The sequence below is a fragment of the Paenibacillus sp. 276b genome (assembly GCF_900107875.1).
In the GTDB taxonomy this organism is placed as follows: Bacteria; Bacillota; Bacilli; order Paenibacillales; family Paenibacillaceae; genus Paenibacillus; species Paenibacillus marchantiae.
Map to the genome: position 1 here is coordinate 61,990 of NZ_FNRR01000009.1, position 23,436 is coordinate 85,425.

At 46.4% G+C, this 23,436-nt stretch carries 23 protein-coding genes; 17 read left to right on the forward strand and 6 right to left on the reverse strand.

Features of this window, described 5'->3' with window-relative positions; translation table 11 throughout:
- Together BLV50_RS28545 and BLV50_RS28550 are read left to right on the forward strand one after the other, a co-directional pair.
- The gene (locus tag BLV50_RS28545; protein ID WP_090811325.1) at positions 1-1,047 is read left to right on the forward strand and encodes a hypothetical protein; all 1,047 of its coding nucleotides are present in this window, start codon (positions 1-3) and stop codon (positions 1,045-1,047) included.
- A gap of 645 nt (positions 1,048-1,692) precedes the next feature.
- On the forward strand, positions 1,693-3,135 hold the full coding sequence (locus tag BLV50_RS28550) for a hypothetical protein (RefSeq protein ID WP_218135448.1): 1,443 nt from the start codon (positions 1,693-1,695) through the stop codon (positions 3,133-3,135).
- 211 nt (positions 3,136-3,346) lie between these two features.
- Here the strand turns inward: BLV50_RS28550 and BLV50_RS28555 are convergent, their stop codons facing one another.
- A complete protein-coding gene (locus BLV50_RS28555) occupies positions 3,347-4,450 on the reverse strand; it encodes a stalk domain-containing protein (protein WP_072735582.1) in 1,104 nt (367 codons plus the stop codon).
- Positions 4,451-5,062: 612 nt separating this feature from the next.
- A complete protein-coding gene (locus BLV50_RS28560; protein ID WP_063567093.1) occupies positions 5,063-5,269 on the reverse strand; it encodes a hypothetical protein in 207 nt (68 codons plus the stop codon).
- A gap of 332 nt (positions 5,270-5,601) precedes the next feature.
- Between BLV50_RS28560 and BLV50_RS28565 the strand changes: the two genes are divergently transcribed.
- The 5 genes from BLV50_RS28565 to BLV50_RS28585 all read left to right on the forward strand — a co-directional run bounded on the left by BLV50_RS28565 (position 5,602) and on the right by BLV50_RS28585 (position 10,549).
- Complete coding sequence (locus BLV50_RS28565; protein ID WP_342671834.1) at positions 5,602-7,236, forward strand: copper amine oxidase N-terminal domain-containing protein; 1,635 nt, start codon at positions 5,602-5,604, stop codon at positions 7,234-7,236.
- Positions 7,237-7,546: 310 nt separating this feature from the next.
- On the forward strand, positions 7,547-7,999 hold the full coding sequence (locus BLV50_RS28570; protein WP_064640640.1) for a disulfide oxidoreductase: 453 nt from the start codon (positions 7,547-7,549) through the stop codon (positions 7,997-7,999).
- Positions 8,000-8,016: 17 nt separating this feature from the next.
- Complete coding sequence (locus BLV50_RS28575) at positions 8,017-8,463, forward strand: FixH family protein (protein ID WP_090811329.1); 447 nt, start codon at positions 8,017-8,019, stop codon at positions 8,461-8,463.
- A 172-nt stretch (positions 8,464-8,635) separates the two neighbouring features.
- Positions 8,636-10,117, forward strand: a complete 1,482-nt coding sequence (locus tag BLV50_RS28580) for an alpha/beta hydrolase family protein (protein WP_090811331.1) — start codon at positions 8,636-8,638, stop codon at positions 10,115-10,117.
- 24 nt (positions 10,118-10,141) lie between these two features.
- Positions 10,142-10,549, forward strand: a complete 408-nt coding sequence (locus BLV50_RS28585; protein ID WP_090811333.1) for a MerR family transcriptional regulator — start codon at positions 10,142-10,144, stop codon at positions 10,547-10,549.
- A gap of 114 nt (positions 10,550-10,663) precedes the next feature.
- Here BLV50_RS28585 and BLV50_RS28590 read toward each other — a convergent pair whose 3' ends face one another.
- The 4 genes from BLV50_RS28590 to BLV50_RS28605 all read right to left on the reverse strand — a co-directional run bounded on the left by BLV50_RS28590 (position 10,664) and on the right by BLV50_RS28605 (position 14,001).
- Positions 10,664-11,341: a M14 family metallopeptidase gene (locus BLV50_RS28590; RefSeq protein WP_090811335.1), complete on the reverse strand. Its 678-nt coding sequence runs from the start codon at positions 11,339-11,341 to the stop codon at positions 10,664-10,666.
- Between the two features lie 95 nt (positions 11,342-11,436).
- Positions 11,437-12,405, reverse strand: coding sequence for an ABC transporter ATP-binding protein (locus BLV50_RS28595; RefSeq protein WP_090811426.1), 969 nt, complete (start codon positions 12,403-12,405; stop codon positions 11,437-11,439).
- A gap of 22 nt (positions 12,406-12,427) precedes the next feature.
- On the reverse strand, positions 12,428-13,228 hold the full coding sequence (locus BLV50_RS28600) for an ABC transporter permease (protein ID WP_079697123.1): 801 nt from the start codon (positions 13,226-13,228) through the stop codon (positions 12,428-12,430).
- Positions 13,225-14,001: an ABC transporter permease gene (locus BLV50_RS28605; protein ID WP_024631448.1), complete on the reverse strand. Its 777-nt coding sequence runs from the start codon at positions 13,999-14,001 to the stop codon at positions 13,225-13,227. Before BLV50_RS28605 ends, BLV50_RS28600 begins: the two co-directional genes overlap by 4 nt.
- A gap of 305 nt (positions 14,002-14,306) precedes the next feature.
- Between BLV50_RS28605 and BLV50_RS28610 the strand changes: the two genes are divergently transcribed.
- The 10 genes from BLV50_RS28610 to BLV50_RS28655 all read left to right on the forward strand — a co-directional run bounded on the left by BLV50_RS28610 (position 14,307) and on the right by BLV50_RS28655 (position 23,337).
- A complete protein-coding gene (locus BLV50_RS28610; RefSeq protein WP_064640635.1) occupies positions 14,307-15,149 on the forward strand; it encodes a DegV family protein in 843 nt (280 codons plus the stop codon).
- 135 nt (positions 15,150-15,284) lie between these two features.
- Positions 15,285-16,004, forward strand: coding sequence for a response regulator transcription factor (locus BLV50_RS28615; protein WP_305367661.1), 720 nt, complete (start codon positions 15,285-15,287; stop codon positions 16,002-16,004).
- Positions 16,001-16,933 (forward strand): sensor histidine kinase, encoded by a 933-nt coding sequence (locus tag BLV50_RS28620; protein ID WP_090811339.1) that lies wholly within the window; start codon positions 16,001-16,003, stop codon positions 16,931-16,933. Before BLV50_RS28615 ends, BLV50_RS28620 begins: the two co-directional genes overlap by 4 nt.
- A 129-nt stretch (positions 16,934-17,062) precedes the next feature.
- Positions 17,063-17,986 carry an ABC transporter ATP-binding protein gene (locus BLV50_RS28625; RefSeq protein ID WP_079697120.1) on the forward strand — a complete coding sequence of 308 codons (924 nt, stop codon included), beginning with the start codon at positions 17,063-17,065 and terminating at the stop codon, positions 17,984-17,986.
- On the forward strand, positions 17,979-18,677 hold the full coding sequence (locus BLV50_RS28630) for an ABC transporter permease (protein ID WP_063567103.1): 699 nt from the start codon (positions 17,979-17,981) through the stop codon (positions 18,675-18,677). Before BLV50_RS28625 ends, BLV50_RS28630 begins: the two co-directional genes overlap by 8 nt.
- A gap of 104 nt (positions 18,678-18,781) precedes the next feature.
- Positions 18,782-19,594 carry a bifunctional hydroxymethylpyrimidine kinase/phosphomethylpyrimidine kinase gene (gene thiD, locus BLV50_RS28635; protein ID WP_063567104.1) on the forward strand — a complete coding sequence of 271 codons (813 nt, stop codon included), beginning with the start codon at positions 18,782-18,784 and terminating at the stop codon, positions 19,592-19,594.
- Positions 19,595-19,837: 243 nt separating this feature from the next.
- Entirely contained in the window at positions 19,838-20,518 is a 681-nt protein-coding gene (locus tag BLV50_RS28640) for a response regulator transcription factor (RefSeq protein ID WP_064640631.1), read from the forward strand.
- A complete protein-coding gene (locus BLV50_RS28645) occupies positions 20,467-22,272 on the forward strand; it encodes a sensor histidine kinase (protein WP_143038168.1) in 1,806 nt (601 codons plus the stop codon). The genes BLV50_RS28640 and BLV50_RS28645 overlap by 52 nt, the downstream gene beginning before the upstream one ends.
- Before the next feature lie 20 nt (positions 22,273-22,292).
- On the forward strand, positions 22,293-22,838 hold the full coding sequence (pssA, locus tag BLV50_RS28650) for a CDP-diacylglycerol--serine O-phosphatidyltransferase (protein WP_064640629.1): 546 nt from the start codon (positions 22,293-22,295) through the stop codon (positions 22,836-22,838).
- Between the two features lie 13 nt (positions 22,839-22,851).
- Entirely contained in the window at positions 22,852-23,337 is a 486-nt protein-coding gene (locus BLV50_RS28655) for a DedA family protein (protein WP_063566540.1), read from the forward strand.
- Positions 23,338-23,436: the final 99 nt, after the last annotated feature.

A 23,436-nucleotide genomic window follows, 5' to 3' on the forward strand; every position in this document is an offset into this window, starting at 1 on the left:
ATGGGGCCATTGAATCGAGATGCATGGAAAGGGCTGTCTGCTCAGGAAAAAGAGGAATTGTTGCGTGTGATGGTCAGTCATTTTCCTACAGGTATGAAGTATGAAGGCTTGGAGACATTTGAACGATTCGGTCAGCGAATCGAGACAGGTGTATTTTCGTATGATGAGCAGAGATTTGTGTTTGTGCCTGGTGATCGGGTGACACTCGGCTGGGATCGCTGGCAGGATGGAATGAACGAAGAAACGTCAGCCGATTTATTAGAGACGGTCAGTGAGTATGGTGTGGAAGACGTGGATTCTTTTTTAAGTAGCCAGATGTCTCCGGTCAGGGAAGTGCACATTGCTCCCATGCTGGTGGAATGCAGGAACCACTCACTTGGCTGGAGTGAAGTGACGGAAGCTGAAGCGATGGCACAAGAGAGTTCCTATTTTGCAGAAGAGTTGGAGAAATTCAAGCTGTCCGATCTGAATCAGTATGAACTGCATCAAGAGTTTCGTTTGGTTCGTCAAGGTGAGACAGTACAGATATTTTGGTTCAATGATGATTTGACGTTGGAGTATTTCATCGAGGAAGAAGCAAAAGCGGGTTTTGGTTTGCTTACTGAAGATGAGTGGGAGTATCTGTACGGAGGGGGCTGCCGCACGTTATTTCCATGGGGAGACAGCTTCGACTACACGATGAAATTGAAGCATTTTGGAAGCCTCGAAGAGGTGGAGGGAATTGTGGATGAATCGGCAGAGCCGGACCCTTCTCTAGTAGTTGAGAATGACCGTTCGTATGATCTGGAACTGCCCAATTTTTTTGGTGTCCAGTTTGCTGGAGATCCCTATAATTATGAGCTTACGCTTGATGGATCTGGAAACATGATGCTCAAAGGTGGCGACGGTGGCGCGATGATCTGTGGTGGCATGGGACCGTTGGTCGGCTTCCTACCGGCTGCGGCCGTATACTATCGTGATGGTAATGCAGGTGAGTTGGACTGGGAGGATATGATCGATTACATGAACTATCGGAGAGTGATTCGTTTAGCGGATTTGGAGGTGTAAACGTTATTTAAAAATAGATCTTCGACTGCGAACTGGAAGTAAATGTAATGAATGTTTAGGTCGGAAGTTCTATACTTAACAGGTCACATAAAATATACATTACTAGAGAAGGAGTTAAGTATGTCCAGAATATCTATTTGTTTAGTTACTGTGTTGGCTTGCGTTATGCTTTTTTCCTTACCCGGACTAACAGTTGCAGCTTCTAGCCCTGAAACCAACAAGCAAAGCACGCAATCCGCAACCACTTCTTTAAAGGAACGTGTGAGGCACAGCATTAATTTTGCGATCAGAGAACATGAGGTTGTTGTAGAAACCATCCGAACGAGTTTTGATACAGGTGAAAGAAAGGTGAATGAATATCACTTTACCGAGAATGCAGTTCTCCCCCAAATTTATACGGGCTCAACGATAACTTCAGGGCATTCTGATACAATTGTTTCCGATACACCACTAGGCTTAAAGGGTTACATAACTTACTATGCTACGGATAACAATCAATATTATTACGTCTTATATGAGTATGATTACAGTAGCAACTCTCTTCGCAAGGTACATGAAGGTGAAAATAGAATTTACTTGGAGCCACAATTAGGGATATTTTATACGCTTTATGTAAAAGAAGAACATAAACCAATATACTATTCCATGACTACAGGCAACAAGGTATATACTGGCGGGCAAATTTTGCTTGAGAAGGATTTTACCGATACGGATTATGCCATCTCACCACTCCCGCAAACCCGTAACGTTGGTGTATATTGCACAAGTAAGTACCAATGTAACTATATTGAATATGGTGGTGCCAAAGGAAAGACAGCCAAGGTGAAACAGCTTTGGATGAAGCATGACATAAAGACAGGGCTGTCTACCAAAGCTTTTCAGGCAAGTACAGATGTTAATCTGAATATCTCACAAACCAACACAAGAGACCGCAAATCCGATTGGACTGTTGTTGCGACCAAGAATGGAAAGAAAATAACACTTCTGAAAGATCGTATTGGCTATGTTCATACGTCTGTCTCACCAGAAAGAAAAACGCTGATACTGGTTACTGAGAATGGACTGGATAGTAAGATGGAATCGTCCACGGTTCATTTATATGACCTAAAGACCCTCAAACTGATTCGAACTTATGATTCTCCCTATCGTGCTCGCACAGAGGGTGTTCAGTGGATAACAGAGGATGAATACATTATTGAACAGTATTTTTCAGCTCCAGGTTCATTTCCTCCCTCTCTATATATCATTTCAGAGAATAAACATCTGAAACTGCAATATGATACATACCGAGAATGGAAGGGCTACTGGGATTCATTTCAATTTTCTGGCATATTCTTTCCTTTACAACCCGTAGCCATCAAGTCCGGAGAGGGAGTATTGAATTATAAGGGACAACCTTCATTTTATTTGGAGGGGCAACATTATGTTCCTCTAGAGGAATTTGCCAAGGCTTTTCATATTCAATATGTATTGGGTAAGGACCAAATCACATTCAGTCGTGGACAGCGTTCTTCCAGTGTGGCTCGATCCTCAAGTAAATTGCTGACACTCTATAACCAGACCTTTATTCCTTTGGGACAATGGAACAAGGATTTGGGGCTCAAAGTGTCTGAAACGAAGGCTTACTGGAGTAACAAAGAATTATTAATTAGTGATGATGAGCGTAATACGAGTACAGTCATGACACCAGAAAACCTTGCTTTTCATGCGAGTGCCCGGCGAATGGAAAGAGTAGGGGATATGTACAAGTTGGATCAGATCAATACAAAGTCATTGGAATCATTTTATCCGGATCGTATTGACGGTGTGGTTCTGAATTTTGACCGAACTTTGACTTTATCAACTTCTACTCTCCATTACATGGATCTAACTAGAGTGTTGTTTACCAATCAGGACTATACCAAGGTGCTTGGGATGTTTTCCATAACGGACATGCCAGAAGCGAGGTGGGGAATCAGTACGGAAAAGATTCCAGAGCAGGCGTTACAAGATGGTGTTCTGACCATGATTATACCAACGAAGGAAGATGAATCTACACTTGTCTACACTTTGAAACTTCCAGGCCCTTTTGACAAAAATAATTTCTAATCCTAGATGCTCAGAAGTACAGCTGAAATTTTATATAGCTGTGCTTCTGGGCATTTATTGGATCAATATAATGAAATTTGTTGTCTGACCGTACAGATGATTTTTACATAAGAAAAAAACACATCGAAGTCTCACTTGTTTATAGAGAACTTCAATGTGTCTTGATATAAATATTTATTTTTATGTTAGTTGATTTTCTAAGAATTAGCCTTTATTTCACTTTTTTCACAGATACAGCCATTTGCTCCAGCTGTGTGTGAGTCAATGCATTATTTGCCGAGCTAAGGGTTACATAGCGATCATCCAGTTTGAATGTCAGCATGTCGGTTTGATCCGGTGTGTACCATTTGGCGGTAACGCCGTTTGGCAATTTAACATTTTTACCGTCATAGCTGAAGGAATAGTCTTTAGGCGACACAGTGACATTCATGTGATTGAAGACAAAGTTTACACCATCGCCGCCAGCAGCTACGTTTTTGAATGAATCTCCGGCAATCATGTGATGTGGTGCGTAAGCAGTCTCGAATCCTTGGAATTTCGCAAAGGCTTTGCGGATGGCGGCTGACTGTTCTTGGGTATATTTCACATCAGCGAAGCCCGTAACGCCCTGATCATTGCCTTGAACCTTTTGCACAGATACAGCAACTTGCTGCAACTGAGCCTGAGACAGCTTATGGTCAGGTGAGCTTATTGTGACATAACGATCATCCAGTTTGAACGTGAGCATACCCGTTTGATCGGGTGTGTACCATTTGGCTGTGACACCATTGGACAGTTTTACGTCTTTGCTATTGTAACCGTCCGAATAGTCTCTTGGAGACACATCCACTTTCATATGATTAAAAGTAAAGCTTACTCCATCGCCGCCAGCACCTACACTTTTGAACGTATCACCTGCAATCATCTGTTGAGGAGCGTATGCTGTCTCGAAGCCGTCGAACTGTGCAAACGCCTTTTGAATGGCTTCTTTTTGCGCTGCACTATAGCTCACATTGCTCAATGTAGAAGGATTGCTTGTAGCTTCGCCGATGATCACCTGTCCTTTTTTACCGTCATACGATACAGGTACATGCAGCGCATCAGCAATGGCACGTACAGGCAGATAAGTTGAATTGTTGTAAGTGATTGGAGCCAGTTTCTTGCCGTTACCATCCGTTGGTGAGTACGCCGCACCGTCTACATTGAAGCTGATCCCATGGTTGAGATATGCCGAGATTTTCTCCAGCTGTGTACCTGCGAATACGCCCGTTGCTCCTGTTAATGTCATGCCCAGTACCATCATCGTTGCTGCGGATTTCTTGAAGTTTTTCTTCATGTGTATAACTCTCCTTTAGTTTATATAAGTTGATTTGGGGGATTTACACCTTACCACTCCGAGTGCAGTACCAACTTCCGATCGCTCTTATCCCCAGATTTTCTTGAATCCTTTTATAAGGGGGAAATCCGGGGATAAAGGCGAACGCTACGCTTCTTCAGATTGGTTCTGCCCTCTCCGTTATGGTGTAAAAGTCAGATTCAACTTATATATTTTGTTTTTTAAAATGGCTTGCTGTCCTTATGGCTTTATATTACCCGCTGAACATATCCAGAATAATTCTGAATTATCTCCAACTTGTAAACATGTGTAAGGATCTTGGCATTTGGAATTTGTTATTTACAGAGGAGAGCATTCACATTATAGATGTTGGAGAAGCAAGGAGAGAGAAATGGGAGAGAATGTAGATGATTTTGAGCAGGGATACACGCAGGAAGGTAAGTTTTTCAGCAGGAAAAGTCTTTATGAACAAATTCATTTGTGGGTGATACGTGGACTCTTGGCCATCATAAGAGAGAGGGGAATGGTTCGCCAAACCATCCCATATGTACAACGAAATTTTAAAATTACTCGAAAAGTTCAGACATGTACTTTGCTGAGAGTAAGCGCTATTCAGTTCACTAAATACAGGACGAAACCGCCTATGCCGAGAACGATGGCACCAACGTATACATAAGTAAGTTTGCTCAGATTTTGCTTGGTCCTGCGATCATATTCGGGGTTGCTGGTCTGATTCGCTTTCGAATTCCCGATGATCATGGTAGCAATTCCACCGAACAGGGCAATGCCAATAATTAAAATATAGGGCAGCAATGTCATGCGATGAACCTCCTTCATTGAAATCAATTGTTCTGTTCATTGTACTTCAAGTTTACCTTGGATGTAAGCTTTTTATTGATAAATTAAGGAAAATAAAGTCCTTCACTTACAGTATGTATGCAGTGCTGAATGGAGCGAATCACTATAATTTTAAAATTTTAAATTTGAGATAAACCTTGTTGTGGCGCGTATTTGCGGCTTTCCTGGACGGAGGATGCAATTTTTTTTTGCCCAGAAAGGTGATCCAGATTGAAGAACCCTGCGTTACACCCTATGAAGACGACGACGAGGAAACAAAGGATAAACAAAACTAACCGAGGAGTGAACACGTAATGAAAATGAAAATGAAGAAATTTATCGCACCCATGCTGAGCTTGACGTTATTAATGCCAGGAATCGCCGGGGCTGCTGCAGCACCACAGACACCAATGACTACAATGAAGGCAAGTGTTAATACACCTGCTGCTGACCTGAGAGCGAGCCTGGATCACCTGTTATCCGAACACTTTGCACTCGCAGTAACCGCAATGGCGAAGGCATATGACGGAGCAAAAGATGCAGACGCAGCTTACAAAGCACTCGACCAAAATGCATTGGATATGCAGCCGGCAATCGCTTCCCTTTACGGTGATGCAGGAGCCAAAGAATTCGAACGTATCTTCCGCGCTCATAACAAATATACAGATGATCTTGTGAAAGCAACTAAGATGGGTAACCAGGCTGGAATCAAACAGGCACAGAATAATATTAACGGTTTTGTAGAAGAATTCTCTACATTCCTCAGCACCGCAACGGAAGGCAAATTGCCAAAAGCGGCAGCTAAAAATGCTTTGAAAGTACATGAAGATCTCGTGCAAAAAGTATTTGATGAATATGTAGCAGGTGACTATACAGATGCATACAAAGCTTACCGTGAAGGTTTCAAAGAAATGTTCGACGTGAGTAAAGCACTTTCCACAGCAATCACAACACAAATGCCTGAGAAATTCGAGAATAGCAAAGCGGACACACCAGCAGCTGATCTGAGATCTGCACTGAACCACTTGGCTTCCGAGCACTTCGCTCTGTCGGCTCTGCAGATGCAAGAACAATATGATGGCCGCACAGCAGCATCCAATGCACTGGTTACAGCTGAAGCTGGAAACACAGCGGATTTCAAAGCAGCGATCGCTTCCATTTACGGTAATGACGGTGCCAATGCGTTCGAGAAAATTTGGGTAACCAACCACGTGAATGCACAAAGCGACTATGTAACAGCCGTTAAAAACAATGATGCAACCGCTCGTGCAGCTGTCGAGAAACGTATTGACGGATTCACAACGGAGTTCGCGACATTCCTGGATTCCGCAACAGCGGGTAACTTGCCAAAAGCTGCCGGACAGCAAGCATTGACTACACATGAGAAGCAAGTACAACAAGTATTGGATCAATACGCTGCGGCTAACTACGGAGGTTCGTACACGACCAACCGTGAAGGATTCAAAGTTATGTTTGGTGTAGGTCAAGCCTTGGGTAATGCAATTGTCACGCAATTCAATGATAAATTCCAAGAGCAACCCACTACACCGACAATGCCTGAAACAGAGACAACAACTGTATGGATGCAGCTGAACAGCAAAACGCTGAAAATCAATGACAAAACAACCAACATGGACACCACGCCAATGCTCTGGAAAAACACAACCTACATTCCATTGCGCTTCTTGAGCGAAGGAATTGGTGCAACCGTGAAATGGGATAAAAAAGCACAACAAGTAACTGTAATGGCTGGCAATGATACACTGAAGTTCTGGGTGAACAACAATGTTATGGAAGTGAACGGCATGAAGAAAAATGTGGGCGCAACAGTCTTTGTTAACAAAGATGGACGTACACAAGTGCCACTGCGTTTCATCGCTGAGCTTCTTGGCTGGGATGTAAAATGGGCGCAAAAAGATGGCTCCATCACACTGACTAAATCCATGTAATCACTATTTATAAAAAGAAGAACGAAAAAAGCTGCCCCATACGGCAGCTTTTTTCGTTTTCATTTCAGCGCCTTTACCTTCATCTTACTTGGTGAACCTGCAATCCAATCTGCATCACATGGACGCAAAAAGGCCACATCAAAATATTCAAAAATTTGGTATAATCAAGGGAGCCAGCAACCTCGCCGTAACGTATAATTGATCACGGTACGGTGGTGGACTGTACATAATCTGATTCACTAGCCCGTTGGAGTCATGTATGTTGTATTATTATTCGGTATGATCAAACAGGAAAAGGGGGTTCAAGCGGATGGACACAGCTTCAAAGCCTGAGCGACGGGCAAAACATATTGATACCCGTCTGTTTATTGCCTGGGCCGTATCAGTCATTGCGACTGGGGGCAGTCTTTATTTTAGTGAGATTAAGGGATACATCCCCTGTGATCTGTGCTGGTTCCAACGGATCTTCATGTATCCGTTAACGATTTTACTGGGCATTGCCTACTTCAAGGATGACGCGGGAATTACCAAGTATGTTCTTCCCCTTAGTTTCATTGGAGGCGGAATCTCGTTATACCATGTAACGATTCAGCGTATTTACTCGGCTACGGGCAGTTCAGTGGCATGCGGACAAATTCCGTGTTATACCGATTACTTGAACTGGTTTGGTTTTATCACAATTCCGTTACTTGCACTGATCGCATTTATCATCATTATTGTTATGCTGTGGGGAATTGGCAAAACACCAAAATCTTCTTCATAAGAAAGGACAGATGATTGATGAGCGGACAAGTCCGTTGGTTCATGCCCTTCATCATTCTGACCCTCCTGATCGTAGGGTGTTCGGAACAGAAGCAGTCCCAGTCAGGTGAGATGCCGGAGATGATCAAGGTGAAGCTCATGGTACCGGACAAGGTGTCCATTAAGGAAAATGTTGCCTTGCAGATCCAGCTTACACAAGGGGGGCAGCCTGTGAATGATGCGGACCGTGTGCAGCTTCAGATCTGGAATGAAGAGGATGAACCGGAGGCACCATCTCTGGAACAAGGCATGATGAGTGCAGAAGAGCTTGAAGCCAAGGGAGCCATCACCGCGAAATCAGCAGGTGAAGGATTATACGAAGCAAGCTACACGTTTGAGCAATCCGGAGTCTATATCGTACAGGTCCATGTTACTGCTGGTGCAATGCACACCATGCCCCGAACGAAGGTAACTGTGAAAGAATAAATCGATAAATACAGCCCGATAATGTTGACGTACAAGCTACTTCCGGCCGCGTCGTTTATCGGGTTTTTGCATGTGTAATTCGTGATTGTAAATTTCTCGTTTTTATACCTTGACCTTGAAGTATACTTCAAGGTTTATCCTTGATGTATTACAACATGTTGGAGGTAAGTCGATGAGAATTTTGGAATGGATTTTGGTCATTGTGACGGTTATTAGCGCAGTAGTCATATTGATGGCTCCCAAACGTCGGGCAGTGAAAGTGGGTACGTTGTCGGCATTGGCACTGGTTATTCTATTGCATGGGGTAATCGATCGTTTTCGTGTGCAGCTGTTGCCCACCTATATCGTAGCCCTTGTTTTACTGATTGTATTGGCGATTCAGCTGTGGAAGTCCGGACGCAATATGCAGAACATACAAAAACCGAAACGTCGTTCGTGGTTCAAAACCATCTTGGCATCTATTCTGGTGCTGGCTCTCAGTGCAGGTTCAATGGTGCTAACGTCGCTTTTCCCTGCATTCACGATGCCTGAACCGACAGGTTCATTCGCCATAGGCACCTATTCGCAGCAGTTAACGGATGAATCTCGGGAAGAGACCAAGACGGCTGAAGCGGGTGATAAGCGAGAACTTATGATTAATGTCTGGTATCCTGTAGATCAGGAAACAGCCAAAGGATTACCGCTAGAGCATTATCCTGCCGAGTTGGGAGAGGCGATCAGTCTCGTATTTGGCATTCCACCGGTGGTGTTCAGTTATCTTGATACGATTCCCACGCATGTGGTCAAAGGCGCTGAGGTGTCTGCCGCACAGAGCAAGTATCCAGTATTGCTGTTTTCACCTGGAATACGCTCTGCACGCTTTCAAAGTATGACCGCGATTGAGGAACTGGTAAGCCACGGCTACATTGTTGTTGGGATCGACCATCCGTATACCTCAGCTCAAGTGACATTCCCGGATGGACATGTTGCTTCGTATGAGCCGGATCCTGACGATCTAACGTCAGAGGAAGTGTATCAACATAATATAGAAGGTGTTGGCATTCGTGCAGCTGACGCAAGCTTTGTACTGGATACGCTCACCCAGTGGAATAAACATGATCCGAATCAACTGCTCGAAGGCAAGTTTGATCTGGATCATGTCGGTATCTTTGGTCACTCTTATGGTGGTGCGACAACAGCGGAAGCACTAGCGCAGGATAGCCGTTTCAAAGCAGGACTCAGTTTGGAAGGCGGATTCTGGGGGAGCGTATCCACTACAGCCTTGAAACAGCCGTTTATGTATATCATGTCAGGTGGAACAGCCAAAAGTTTTGACCCGAACGCCACTGCCAAGGATAAAGTGTTTTATCCCGAGTTTGAAACGGATTTGGATCGGGTGATGACAAGCAGTCTCAATGACACGTATTACTTGACCGTGGATCATTTCTTCCATCAGAGTTTCACGGATATTCCGTTAATTTCACCTAAACTGTTTGCCAAAGGCATAACACCAGAGCATAATGTGGACATTACAAGATCATATACATTGGCCTTCTTTGACCGTTACTTGAAGGGAGAAGAGCAGCAGCCTTTGCTGGAAGGGTCGTCAGACCGTTTTCCCGAGGCTACTTATGATAACAAGTATACCAAGTTGCGGAGCAACCAGGCGGAATAACGCGGAGATGGATGGAGGAGTAGCATGAAAACCATGACAAGAGGAGAGTTAGCCAAACGTACGGGTGTGAGCATGGCAACGCTCCGGTATTACGAGGACAGTGGAATTCTGCCTGCTCCCCGTCGTTCGTCCAACGGATATCGTGTGTATACCGAGGATTATCTGGTTAAGGTCAAATTCATTAAGGATGCTCAATCGCTGGGTTATTCTTTAAAAGAAATACAGGATACGTTACAGCTGCTTAGTCAAGAGGACATGGAGAGTGAAGCACTTAAAACACTTGTACGTGACCGAATTGAAGAGATTCAGTCGCATATCGATAACCTGCAGCAGATGCAGACACTTCTTGCCGGGTTGCTCCTGACGCCAGAGCATGATATTCACAATTACATTGAATCTTTCCGGATCAACAAGGAAGAAGGCAATTCATAAGATAACCCTTTAATCAATAAACACCTTCATAGATCATCCCTGACGCGTTTGGCGTGAGAGATATCTTTGAAGGTGTCTTTTATGTTTCCGGCTCTGCATAACGATTCAAGCAATTCAAAACAGGCCTGCTTCGCGCAGGAAATGGTGCACAATTTCTGTCTGGTATTTGATCCGGTCTGATCGGTTCAGACTCCAGCAGGTCTCCACGGTAACCGAGCGGGCTTGAAGCAGGCGAGCTGCGGCTGTTCGTGCTGAACCGGGCAACTCGTGTTGCTTCAGATTGAAGTGCCTGTCACGAATGGGAATCGACCGATTCATTCGCCCTATAATTCGTTTGCATAACGGAACAGCCTTGCTGCCCGGATTGGTAATCAGAGTTTGTCCTAGTACCCGTGAGCTGCGTTGGGATAATCCATTGGCTTCATGCAGGTCCAGCCACCAGGTAGGTCCATATTGACGAGCAAGCCGAAAGACAGCGGAAGCAAGCGGATGTTTGGCTTTGCCAGAAATATGCCGCGGGAAGGTGCGATTTAAATCAGGTTTTCCTCGGCTTTTGTTTCGATAAGCCTTTTGATTTACTCGTGGAATAATAATGAGGAGTCCACGAGCCACGTGTCGACGCCCTGCCATGCAGTCATTAGCCAGCTTCTGCGCAGCGGCCATGCTCGCGGTTTCATTTCCGTGAACTCCCGATGTAATCATGATAACGGGTCCTGGCTTCGTGCCTCGAACGAGGTAATAGGGAGTGGCGTGTGCACTGGATGCAGCAAGTGTGTGTTTGGTAACAAGCATGACACTTCACCTCCGCTATTACAGTACGTTATGTCCTTCCCGTATGTAACGGCATTTGAACAGGCCTTCATCCAGTTCTGAATAAAATAGGCCAGTCAGTACACTCGATGAATAATATCCTCGAAATCCGGTTCTTTCATCTCGACATCCTCAATCTCGCCCCATTGTTCGAGCTGTTTCAGAATGTCCATTGTGCTCCACTTTTTTCGATTTACCTCGACATTGACGATCTGGCCCTCTGCCCCTGTGATCTGAATGGCGGATGATATAACATCCGGGATATGATACGAACCGCGATACGTAACTCGAATAATCGTTGGCAGACCGATGGTGTCCCGCAGAGAGGGGATGGAACCGTCATACGTAAGTTGACCGTGATTGATCACCATCACCCGACTGCATAGCTGCTCAATGTCGTCCATGTCATGAGTGGTCAGCAAAATCGTTTTGCCAAACTCTTCATTTAACGTACGAAGAAATTGACGTATGTTCCGCTTTGCGTTCACATCCAGTCCAATCGTCGGCTCATCGAGAAAAAGCAATTCCGGGTCATGCAGCATGGAAGCTGCCAGGTCGGCACGCATTCGCTGTCCAAGCGAGAGCTTGCGGACAGGCGTAGCCCAGAACGATTCCAGATCCAGCAGCTCGGCGAACTGGGCCAATCGTTTCGTTTTGTCCTCCGCACGAACTCCGTACATCTCGGCCAGAATATCATACGAATCCTTCACGGGCAGGTCCCACCAGAGCTGGCTGCGCTGTCCGAACACAACACCGAGACGTCCAACCGTGCGGCGTCTTTCCTGGTGTGGATTCATACCACCGAGCAACACCTCACCCGAGGTCGGATGAAGGATGCCCGTCAGCATTTTGATCGTGGTGGATTTGCCAGCCCCATTGGGGCCGATATATCCAACAAATTCTCCTTTGCCAATATCAAAGCTAATGTCTCGAACCGCTTCCTTGGACAGATACTCACGTGAAAACAAGGTGCGAAGCCCGGAGAACCGGCCCTCGCGAACCACAGGGGTTTTGAATTCCTTTTGCAGATGCCGCGCTGTAATCATAGTCATGACGATATTCTCCTCCTTAGCTACCTGTACTTTGATATTTGGTTAAACCGAATTTCCAGAAACGCAGACTTGCGGCCAGACTCAGGAAGGCTACAACAATAATGGCACCAAGAACCCACGCACCTAGTTCGCCGCGAAGCAAATAAAGTGACGGAACATAGTTAACGAAACCCACCGGGATTACGGTCAGCAGAATGCCAGACATCCATTTGGGATACAACGTCAGCGGATATTGGGCAGCCGTACGCGCCGCATCCTCGGTGATCGTCTGCAATTCCTCAATGCGTGTGGTCCAGAATCCAAGCGTTGCCGTGGCAAGCCCAATCGAAAAAAGAATGATGGCACCGGTCAAGATGACGAGCAGTGAGAAGGGGATGACAGTCCAGCTGATCTGTCCGCTATGCATCATGCCTGCCAGAGACCAACAGAGAATAAAACCGCCTTGTAACACTTCACCAGCCATGATCCGGAAATTTTGTGGCAGTAAGGCCAGCAACACGGGCATCGGACGGGTTAACAGTTGATCGAGTTCGCCGCCGACCAGATACTTTTCCAGATGATGCACTTCGTTGCCAAACGTTCGATACAGTGTCTTGGATAGGGTCATGATCGCGAAGAGGTAACCAATTTCATGAAGGGACCAGCCTTTAATGGCTCCGAATTTGTGCAGCACCAGAGCAACCATCAGAAACTCGGAGATTTGAATCAATGCGGCCAGAACGGAGGCCATGACAAAATTGAACTTGTATTGCATCCGACTGCGGATGCTTGTTCGAATGAGCATTTTATATAAAGTGAGCCAGGAAGTTGTTTTCATCCGCCCTGCACCTCCACTTTACGGCGCAATACCTGGGTGATCGCCAGACAGACGAATGTCATGAGGACGCACCAAATCAAGGTTCCCCATAACAAGGAGCCATTTTCATAACCCAGATAGATTCGGGTCGGGACATAGAGCAGGAAAGGATAGGGAGATAACCAGGCAATTCGTTCAAGCCAGTCTGGCAGCCATTCCAGCGGAATGAAGAAACCAGCAAGCAGATTCATCATGGCGTGATTGCCCCAATGCAGCCAGGAGGACTCCGTAGTCCACATCGCGGTGGCGCCAATAATGTAATTCATACAGATGGATAAATAGGATGCGCCGGCAAGACCAATTGCGGCAAATAACAGGGTTGAAGCTTCTGAGGGCCATTGCAGAGAAAATACGATGGAGAAGAGTAGGTAAATTGGAATGCTTTTGTACACGAACTGGTAGGCAATCTGCCCCCATTCACGTGCCATCAGGTGGGTGAACAGATGAACCGGCCTCATGAGATCAAGCGCGATCTGCCCTGTCCTGACCGTGAGTGGAATACCAAGTCCATTGGTGAGAAAACCCGAGATCCAGAGAGAGGATTGCGTAAACGCAATGTAACTGATCATCCCCTGTGTCCCGTACTCTCCGAGAGAATGATCGGCCCCGATGCCAATCCAGAGACAGGCATACATGTAACCGAACATGGCGCTTGCCAGGTTATGTACCATGTGGGCCCCGCGGTATTGCAGGTTCCGGGAGTAGGCTTTGGAAGCCAGAGTGAAATAAAGCATGTGACACCTCCGATAAGTTGGTTGAACGGCGGTTCCGTTCACTTCAGTCAAGGCGAAAAAGAGAGAAGGACAACAGCATACCAATATATTCCTTCACAGGCAAGACATTTTTTTGGCATATACCGGAAGAAATGAGGCTGTTCAACAATGCGCCACAAGACAGTGGTTTGTCCGTTCCTTTATAATTGGGGGGCAAAGACGCAAACGTTTACAATATGAACTATTCAAATTTTAAATAATCCGCCGGGCATGTGCCTGACGATTGAGGATACAGCTTCAACAATCCGGCAAGAGAGAAGGTTGGAATGAGTAAAATTGCATGGGTCACGGACAGTACGAGCACACTCGATCCGCTATTTGCTGAGCAGAATCATGTGTACATCGTACCTCTTCGGATCGTTTTTGGAGAGGAATGTTATCGGGAGACAGAAGACATCTCGTCGGAATTATTCTATGAGAAACTGGATGGGGCTTCACGCGCAAGCAGCTCACAGCCGCCGATTGGTGAATTTATAGAACTGTATGAGTCGTTGAAAGGTAAGTACGATGAGATCATTACCATTCATTGCTCCACTGCGCTTAGCGGTACGCTGCACACATCGATGCAGGCTGCCGAAATCGCAGGTGTGACGGTTACCGCCATTGATTCCAGAGCAGGGGCTTATCCGCTGCGGGAGATGATTTTGCAAGGATTGGAATGGCAGAAGCAAGGCCAGACAGCATCCGAAATCAAACTTCACATCGAACAGATGATTAATAACATGTCCTTTTACCTCATTCCGGCCAGTCTTCAGCATCTACACCGCAGTGGGCGTGTGTCGGGGACCCAGCTTATTCTTAGCCAATTGTTGAAAATTCATCTGCTGCTTCGATTCGAAGAGGGCAAAGTGGTTGTGAATGAGAAAATTCGTACGTTCAAACGGGCCAAACAGCGCATGCTGGATGTGCTCAAGGTGGATATGGGGAAAGTGAAGCATGTATGTATCATGCATGCGAACAATCAGGAAGAAGCCGTTACAATCAAACAGCAGATTGCAGATTTGCTTCCCCGCTTGAAGACGGAAATTATGCCTTTTATCCCTGTGGTCGGAATTCATGCAGGTGCGGGCACGATTGGACTGTGCTGGATACGAAGCGAGACGGTATAAGGTTGTAAATGAGACCTGGCAGGAGGTTCACTTTGAAACATGAAGTGGCGAACCTGCCGGGTTTTTCGTATTTCATTGCCAATTGATGCAAACTGTGAGGTAATAAAGGAAAACGTTCAAGTTGGAGGGAATCTCGTGTCAAGTTATCGCTTGCTGCTTGTTGAAGATGATCGCTCAATTAGTGAAATGGTCGGTCCTTATTTGGAAAAAGAGGGCTATGACGTCTCTTATGCATATGACGGACTGGAGGCGGAACGTCAATTCAGCCAATCACCGTCAGGCTATGACTTGGTCATTCTCGATCTGATGCTGCCACACAAAAATGGGATGGAAGTGCTCCAGACCATCCGTGCCACCAGTCTGGTGCCAGTGCTCATCCTGTCTGCTAAGGACGGAGAGGTGGACAAAGCCCTCGGCCTGGGATTCGGCGCTGATGATTACTTGAGCAAACCATTCTCGCTGATCGAGCTGACAGCTCGGATCAAGGCGGCTATTCGTCGTGCCAACTATACCGCACAGCCTGCAACTGTGGTCGCTCCGAAGGTACAGCGCATTCACATTGGCGGACTTGTGGTCGATACGGAAACGTATGAGGTCGAGCGTGATGGCATACCTGTAAAGCTTACTTCCAAGGAATTTGGGATTCTCAAAATGTTTATCACCCACCCTGGCAAAGTATTTACCAAGGCTCAAATCTACGCTTCTGTCTGGAATGATCATTATTATGGCGACGAAAATATCATTAATGTTCATATGCGCCGTCTGCGCGAGAAGCTGGAAGTTGACCCCTCCAACCCCCAGTATATCAAAACATTGTGGGGGATCGGTTATAAGCTGGAGGTGGACCCGGCATGACGTTGATCTTGGCTTTTTCTACCGGGATCTTGGCTCTTGTCGTCATTTTGTTGAGCGTAAGGCTGCATAAACGCAGTACCCATCTAACTTACATACATGAGAAATTGACCTCTATTATAGATAAGAACACATTTGAACGCCTGCTCGTCTTTAACAGTGACCTCCAGATAAGCCAGCTCCTTAAGGACATGAATCAGTTACTGGATCATGCACATCGGGCTGAGGCGGGTTATGCCAATCAGGAGAAGGAGATGCGCAACATGTTCTCCAATATCTCACATGATCTGAAGACGCCGCTTACGGTTGTGCTTGGTTATAGTGAAACGCTGCTGCATAGCACTTCCCTAACCGATCAGGAACGCGTAATCATGACAGCCAAAATCCAGGATAAAGCGCAGGAGGTGCTGCGTCTGATTCATTCCTTTTTTGACCTGGCGAAGCTGGAGTCGGGGGATAACGAGCTTGCTCTGACTAGGGTCAATGTAAGCGAATTGTGTCGCTTGAAGATGATCTCTTTTTATGACATGTTAACGAATCTAGGTCTGCAAGTGGAGCTGTCCATTCCGGAAAGCGATGTCTTCGTGAAAGGTAATGAGGAAGCACTGGACCGTGTGCTGGATAATCTGATCACCAATGCCATGAAATATGGAGCAGATGGCAAGGTGCTTGGCCTTTCACTGGAGTATTCAATAGGCGAACAAGTAACACTTAGCATCTGGGATCGAGGCAAGGGCATTCCTGAACAGGAGCACAGCCGTGTATTTGAACGTATGTATACGCTGGAGGATTCCCGTAATCGTCTCTATCAGGGAAGTGGTCTGGGTCTGACCATTACGAAGCGGCTGGTGGAGCGGATGGGTGGAAGTATTGAGTTGCATAGCGTACCTTTTGTACGAACTGTATTTTCGGTTTCTTTGAAACCTTGTTAGGCGCAATTTATACCTTTCACGATAAGCTTAAGGTTTTTGTAAGATTTGATTAATAAAAAAGAAGACTTTTCTCTTTACAATACAGATATAAGAACTCGTCAGGGACGAACGTAAAGGAGAATAAAGAACATGACCTATATTGCGCGGACCATAGGTGTGACTAAGACGTATGCAGGGGCAGAGGTTGTATCGAACGTCAATATGAGTATCAAGCAAGGGGAGATTTACGGGTTTCTTGGTCCGAATGGTGCGGGGAAAACGACGATGATGAAGATGCTCACCAACCTCGTGAAGCCGACTGTAGGCGAGATTGAATTGTTTGGAGAAAAGCTCACGCCTACTTCTTATGAATTGCTGAAACGAATGGGCAGCATCATTGAATATCCTTTTTTCTACGATAATCTGTCGGCCAAGGAAAATCTGGATCTCCATTGTGAATACATGGGGTTTCATAACAAAAAGGTCATTAACGACATGATGGAAAGTGTAGGTCTCAAGGACACAGGCAAGAAGCCTGTTCGTGACTTTTCCCTGGGGATGAAGCAGAGACTGGGCATCGCTCGTGCGCTGATCACAACACCGGAACTTCTCATTCTGGATGAACCGATTAACGGGCTCGATCCCGTAGGCATCAAGGAGATGCGCGATTTGTTCAAACGTCTCAGCTCCCAGTATCGTATTACCTTGCTGATCTCCAGCCATATTCTTGGGGAAATCGAGCAGGTTGCAGACACCGTTGGGGTCATTCGAAATGGGCGGCTGGTTGAAGAAGTATCCATGGACAGCATTCGTGGGAGCCACAGCGAGTACATTGAGCTGCAAACGTTGGACCCACGTAAAGCGACCTATGTGATGGAACATCAGCTAGGGTTGAAAAATTATAAAATGATCGATGACCATACCGTACGTATCTATGATCCGGGCATTGCTCCATCGGAATTGACAGGCAAGCTGATCGGGCATGGCGTTGAGATTGAATCCATTTTCAAACGTGCTCATTCATTGGAAGAACACTTCATGAGCTTAATGAAAGGGGATGGGGACGTTGCTTAAACTGATCCAGCTGGAACTGCGCAAACATCGGTTTGCTCGAAATTTCAGAACGGCAGGAATCGCCAATCTCGTCCTTATCCTGTTTCTCATCATGATAGGATTCACCGACCAAGGGGCAGAAGATTATACTTTTGCTGATTACCATGTCTCCTTCATGTTAATAGATACGTTCGCCAGAGCCGTATTTATCATCTTGGGCGGTGCGCTGATAGCGAAACTGATTATTAGTGAGTATCGAAATAAAACGATGAACGTCATGTTTACCTATCCGATCAAGCGCCAGAAAATCATTGCTGCCAAGTTGATTATCATCTTTATTTTTACCTTTATGATGATTTTGTTTACCGATCTGCTGATGGGAGCCTTGCTGGTTATCACAAACCAATTCTACTCCTTCATTCCCGACACGTTGACGATGAGTGATGCACTGGTACTGCTGCTGAAGTACACGATTAGTTCCTTGTCCGCTGCGGCCATGGCTCTGATCCCTCTATTCTTCGGAATGCGCAAACATTCGGTCACGACCACACTGGTATCATCCATTCTGCTTGTACTTGTGGTGTGTTCCGGATTTAATGGACCTTCTGTGTCAATTAACTCTATCGTCTTCATTCCATTAACACTGGGGGCGATCGGACTGTGGATTGCTTCGCTGTCCATGATTCGTCTGGAGACAAAAGATGTGAACTGATTCCTTTGGAAACCATACTCCGTATGGCTTCACATGCCATTGACATCTGCTCGTACAAGGGATAGGATAATGTCAACTGAAGGACGAAGGAGAATGCAACTACCATGACGATTCCAAAAACATTAACAATCGCTGGTTCGGATACGAGCGGCGGTGCTGGGATTCAAGCAGATTTGAAAACTTTTCAGGAGCTTGGTGTGTATGGCATGACTGTGCTGACTACTGTTGTGGCTATGGAGCCTGATACGTGGGATCACCAGGTCTTTCCTGTGGAATTAAATGTAGTCGAAGCTCAACTGCGCACCGTTCTGGATGGCATCGGCTTTGATGCAATGAAGACGGGCATGCTGGGTTCTGTAGACATCATTGAATTGGTTGCGAAGCACATCCGCCGGAGCGGACTGCCACAGATCGTTATCGATCCGGTAATGGTCTGCAAAGGTACGGACGAAGTGCTGCAACCTGAGAATACAGAAGCAATGATCGAATTCCTGTTGCCGGGTGCTGATCTGGTTACCCCGAATCTGTTTGAAGCATCGCAGCTCGCGAAAAGTGGACTGATCCGCTCCAAGGAGCAGATGGAAGCTGCAGCAGCTGTCATTCACGATCATGGGGCGAAACATGTCCTGATCAAGGACAGAGGCGTTATTAACCCGGGTAAAGCAATGGATCTTCTCTATGACGGAACGAACTACGAATGGTTTGAAGCCGATGTTGTTGGCTCCGGATATACACATGGTGCAGGCTGCACCACATCTGCGGCAATTACCGCAGGTTTGGCGCGCGGTCTTACTGTGAAAGAGGCTGTTCGTGAAGGTAAAGCCTTCGTGACCAAAGCGATTGCTGGCGGATTCCCGCTGAACCGCTTTGTTGGCCCAACGTTGCATGTAGCACACCGACTGGAGAATCAACGCTAAGCGGTGCGCACATGTAGTGTGTAATCGCGGAGAAAAAACGTGGTCTCAGCCGGAAGTAGCTGTCAATGAGCAGGGGTTTGCTCGTTGACGGCTTCTTTTTTGTGCAAAAACGTATGGGATTTAGTAACTTATGGTATATATTAATCGTATATAAGATGGAGTTCATTCCAGAACATGGCTGGACACACGGACGACACACGGAATCGTTATGTTAACAACAGAATGCTAAAAGGAGAGTCGGCCATGGTCAGAACAGTGCTTCTGGTGGAAGACGAAAGCCGCATTCGTGAGATTGTGGCCGATTATTTCATAAAAGAACAATGGAACGTTATTGAAGCAGAACATGGGGTAGAGGCGCTGGAATTGCTGGCACTGCATGAAGTCGATCTAGTCATTCTAGATGTGCTGATGCCGGAAATGGATGGATGGACCCTCTGTGGGCATATTCGTTCCCAGTCGACCGTACCTATTATAATGCTGACTGCCCGATCCGAAGATGATGACAAGATTCATGGCTTCCAGCTCGGCGTGGATGATTATGTTACGAAGCCATTCAGTCCTCGTGTACTGGTGGCACGTGCAGAGACATTAATGAAGCGAGTAGAGGGTGCCGTTAGCAAGGAGCAGAGTGTGATCCGGTTTGGATGTGCGACAATTGATCCCTGGGCGCGGCGGCTTGAGAAGGATGGAATCGAAGTGGAGCTTGCTCCCAAAGAATATGACCTGCTGCTGTATTTAACTCGCAATCAGGGAATTGTACTGTCCCGTGATGCCATACTTAATCGGGTATGGGGATATGATTTTGAGGGCGATTCGCGTGTGGTGGATACCCATATCAAAAAGCTTCGCAGCAAACTTGGGGATGAAGCCAAGTGTATCCGAACCGTTATCGGTACGGGTTATCGATTCGAGGCCGAGGCATGAGACGTAACGGTGTAACGATGAAACTGTTTCTGGTCATGGCCGGGTTTCTGCTTCTTCTATATGGAACAACGGTGATCGCCCAACTCGTCTGGTTCCCGGACTTTTACCAGCATCAGAAGATCAGCAGCATTAAGAAGAAATTGACGAAATTCGAACAACAATATTCCACTGGACATTGGAACGATGTGCAGCTGGCCAAGGAAACCGGGAAATTCATGCGGCAGAATCAGTCGCATCTAGTCATCCTGACGAATACAGGTAAGCTGGTCAATGACCCATTCCACATCGTGCTTCTGCAAGAGGATGGCAAGCAGGTAAATATATCGCTGTCGTTGTTTATCAACAGCGAGAACGCAGGATGGCTTGCTTCACACTTGAAATATGGTCAGCAATTGACCGTTACAGGCTCAGCAAGTGGAATGAATGATCCTATGGTTTATCCACTCAGGATAAAGGATCAGAGCTCCGTGGTCAGTGGAACGGAAGATTTTCAGGAGTTAACAGAGCCGGTAGAAGAATGGTCAGGAACATTGAAGGACGTTGTTCTTCCCAACCTGGGGACATGGAGCCAGAGACAGGGTCTGCTCGTGCAGGCGCTGGATAGCCGCTTCCCGCTGTCTACGGAAGATCAGCTTAGTCTCGCCAACGGAAAAATGATTAATGAGGAATGGACCGATAGCTGGAGTGGTGTACGAAATGTGCTTACGATTGCTCCGGTGCACAGCTCGGGACCCCAGCAACAGCTCATTTTTTCCCTGACGTCCCTGCAGGAGATGAGGGAGGCGAGTGAAGCTACACAACTATTTTATGCGTATTTTGGTATTGCTGCATTTGTGCTGATTGTTTTCCTTTCACTGCTTCTGTCCCGAATTGTCACCAAGCCATTGCTTGCCCTGAACCATGTTGCCAAAAAGATGTCCACCCTTGATTTCACAGTGAAATCGCCCATCCGCCGCAATGACGAGATTGGCAGTCTGTCCAACAGTCTCAACGCGCTGTCGACGACATTGGGTCAGACTTTGGAAGAACTAAGGCAGGCGAACAGTCAGATGCGTACCGATATGGAGATGAAGCAGCGGATTGAACAGCGTCAACGGGAGTTTTTTGCCGATGCATCCCATGAGCTCAAAACGCCTATCAGCATTATCAAAGGGTACTCCGAAGGGTTGAAAGATGGAGTCAGTGAGAGCAAACGTGAGCGTTACATCGAGATCATTGCCGATGAAGCGGTCAAAATGGAAACGATGGTCGAAGAGATGCTGGATCTGGTACGGTTGGAATCCCAAGCGATTAAGCTGAACACCGATGCAGTGGCTCTTGGAGATATGATTGAAGATATTGCCGGACGTCTGGGTCCACAACTGAAGGAAAAGGAACTGGAGGTTGTACTGGTCTCCACCACAGAGCAGACCGTTGAGGGAGACCGCAGCAAGTTGGAGCAAGTCTTCTACAATATGATGATGAATGCTATACGTCATGCCGTTCCTAAGACCGATATTATGATTGAGATCAGCAGGCCGGAAGGGCAGGTTCGAATCTCCATCGAGAATCAGGGTGAGCAGATTTCGGAAGCGGAGCGGCAGTACATCTGGGAAAGATTCTACCGCGTGGAACGCTCGCGTAATCGCAAAATGGGGGGGACCGGGCTCGGCCTGGCCATCGCGAAGCAGATTCTCGATTTGCATGGATGCAGTTATGGCGTGGAGAACACGCCGGACGGAGTCCGTTTTTATATTATTTTTCCTAATGCTTAGTACGAAGGGGAGTCAAGTCTATGAAATCTTTACCGTCCATTCTAACGTTGGGCAACTTAACTTCAGGCATGCTAGCTGTCATTATGGCTATTCATGGTGAGTTTGCGCTGGCCGTGACGATGATCTGGGTAGCCATGTTCTTTGATCTGTTCGATGGGTTTGCAGCCCGCAAGCTGCATTGCGAGGGGGAATTCGGCAAAGCGCTGGATTCATTGGCTGATGTTGTTTCGTTCGGGACCGCACCTGTGTTGATCCTATATTTGAACTCCATGAATGAGGTAAGTACACTGGGTATGGCGCTGACAGCATTATTCCCGGTTTGTGGTGCATTGCGTCTTGCCCGTTACAATTGCCAGAAGACAGCAAGCCATGGTTTTGTGGGCATGCCGATTACGTTTGCAGGCGGTCTTATGTCCTTTTTCGCGCTCTGGAGTCCTTATTTTACTCATGGTGTAGCCTATCTTGTCATTATCGTATTATCCGGTCTAATGGTTAGCCAAATCCGATTCCCGTCTCTAAAACAAGTGCTAGCCCCCCATGAGAAGGATATTGTGGAACCGAAATAAGGAGCGAGTCAGTATGGAATTTGCAAGAGAATTTATTGGTCAATATGGTTATTTCGCAATTTACGGACTGCTGGCTCTTGGCGTGATTGGCATGCCTATTCCGGATGAGGTGATGATGACCTTTGTCGGTTATCTCGCCTCCATCTCGGTGCTGAATTATTCGGTGTCCATCGTTGTCAGTTTTGGTGGAGCGTTTACTGGAGGACTTCTGAGTTACACGATTGGTAAGAAGGCCGGGCGGCCACTGGTTGAGAAGTATGGTAAATGGGTCGGAGTCAACGCCAAACGGCTGGGCAGGGTGGAGTCCTGGTTTTTGAAATACGGGTACTGGTCCATCATACTGGGCTACTTCATTCCAGGCATTCGTCATCTGATGTGCTGCTTCTCCGGGATCAGCCGTATGGCTATAGGACGATACGTCCTTTTCTCCAGCATTGGGGCATTTATATGGTGTGTTGTGTTTATATCGATCGGCTTTTATGTAGGTGTGTTAACTTAAAATGGGACAGCCTGTTATGAACTGGCGAGGATAAAGACCTCTTGTTAATGGAGTGGTCTTTTTTTGTTTGTATTTAATAAAATCCCTTGAAAAATGAAA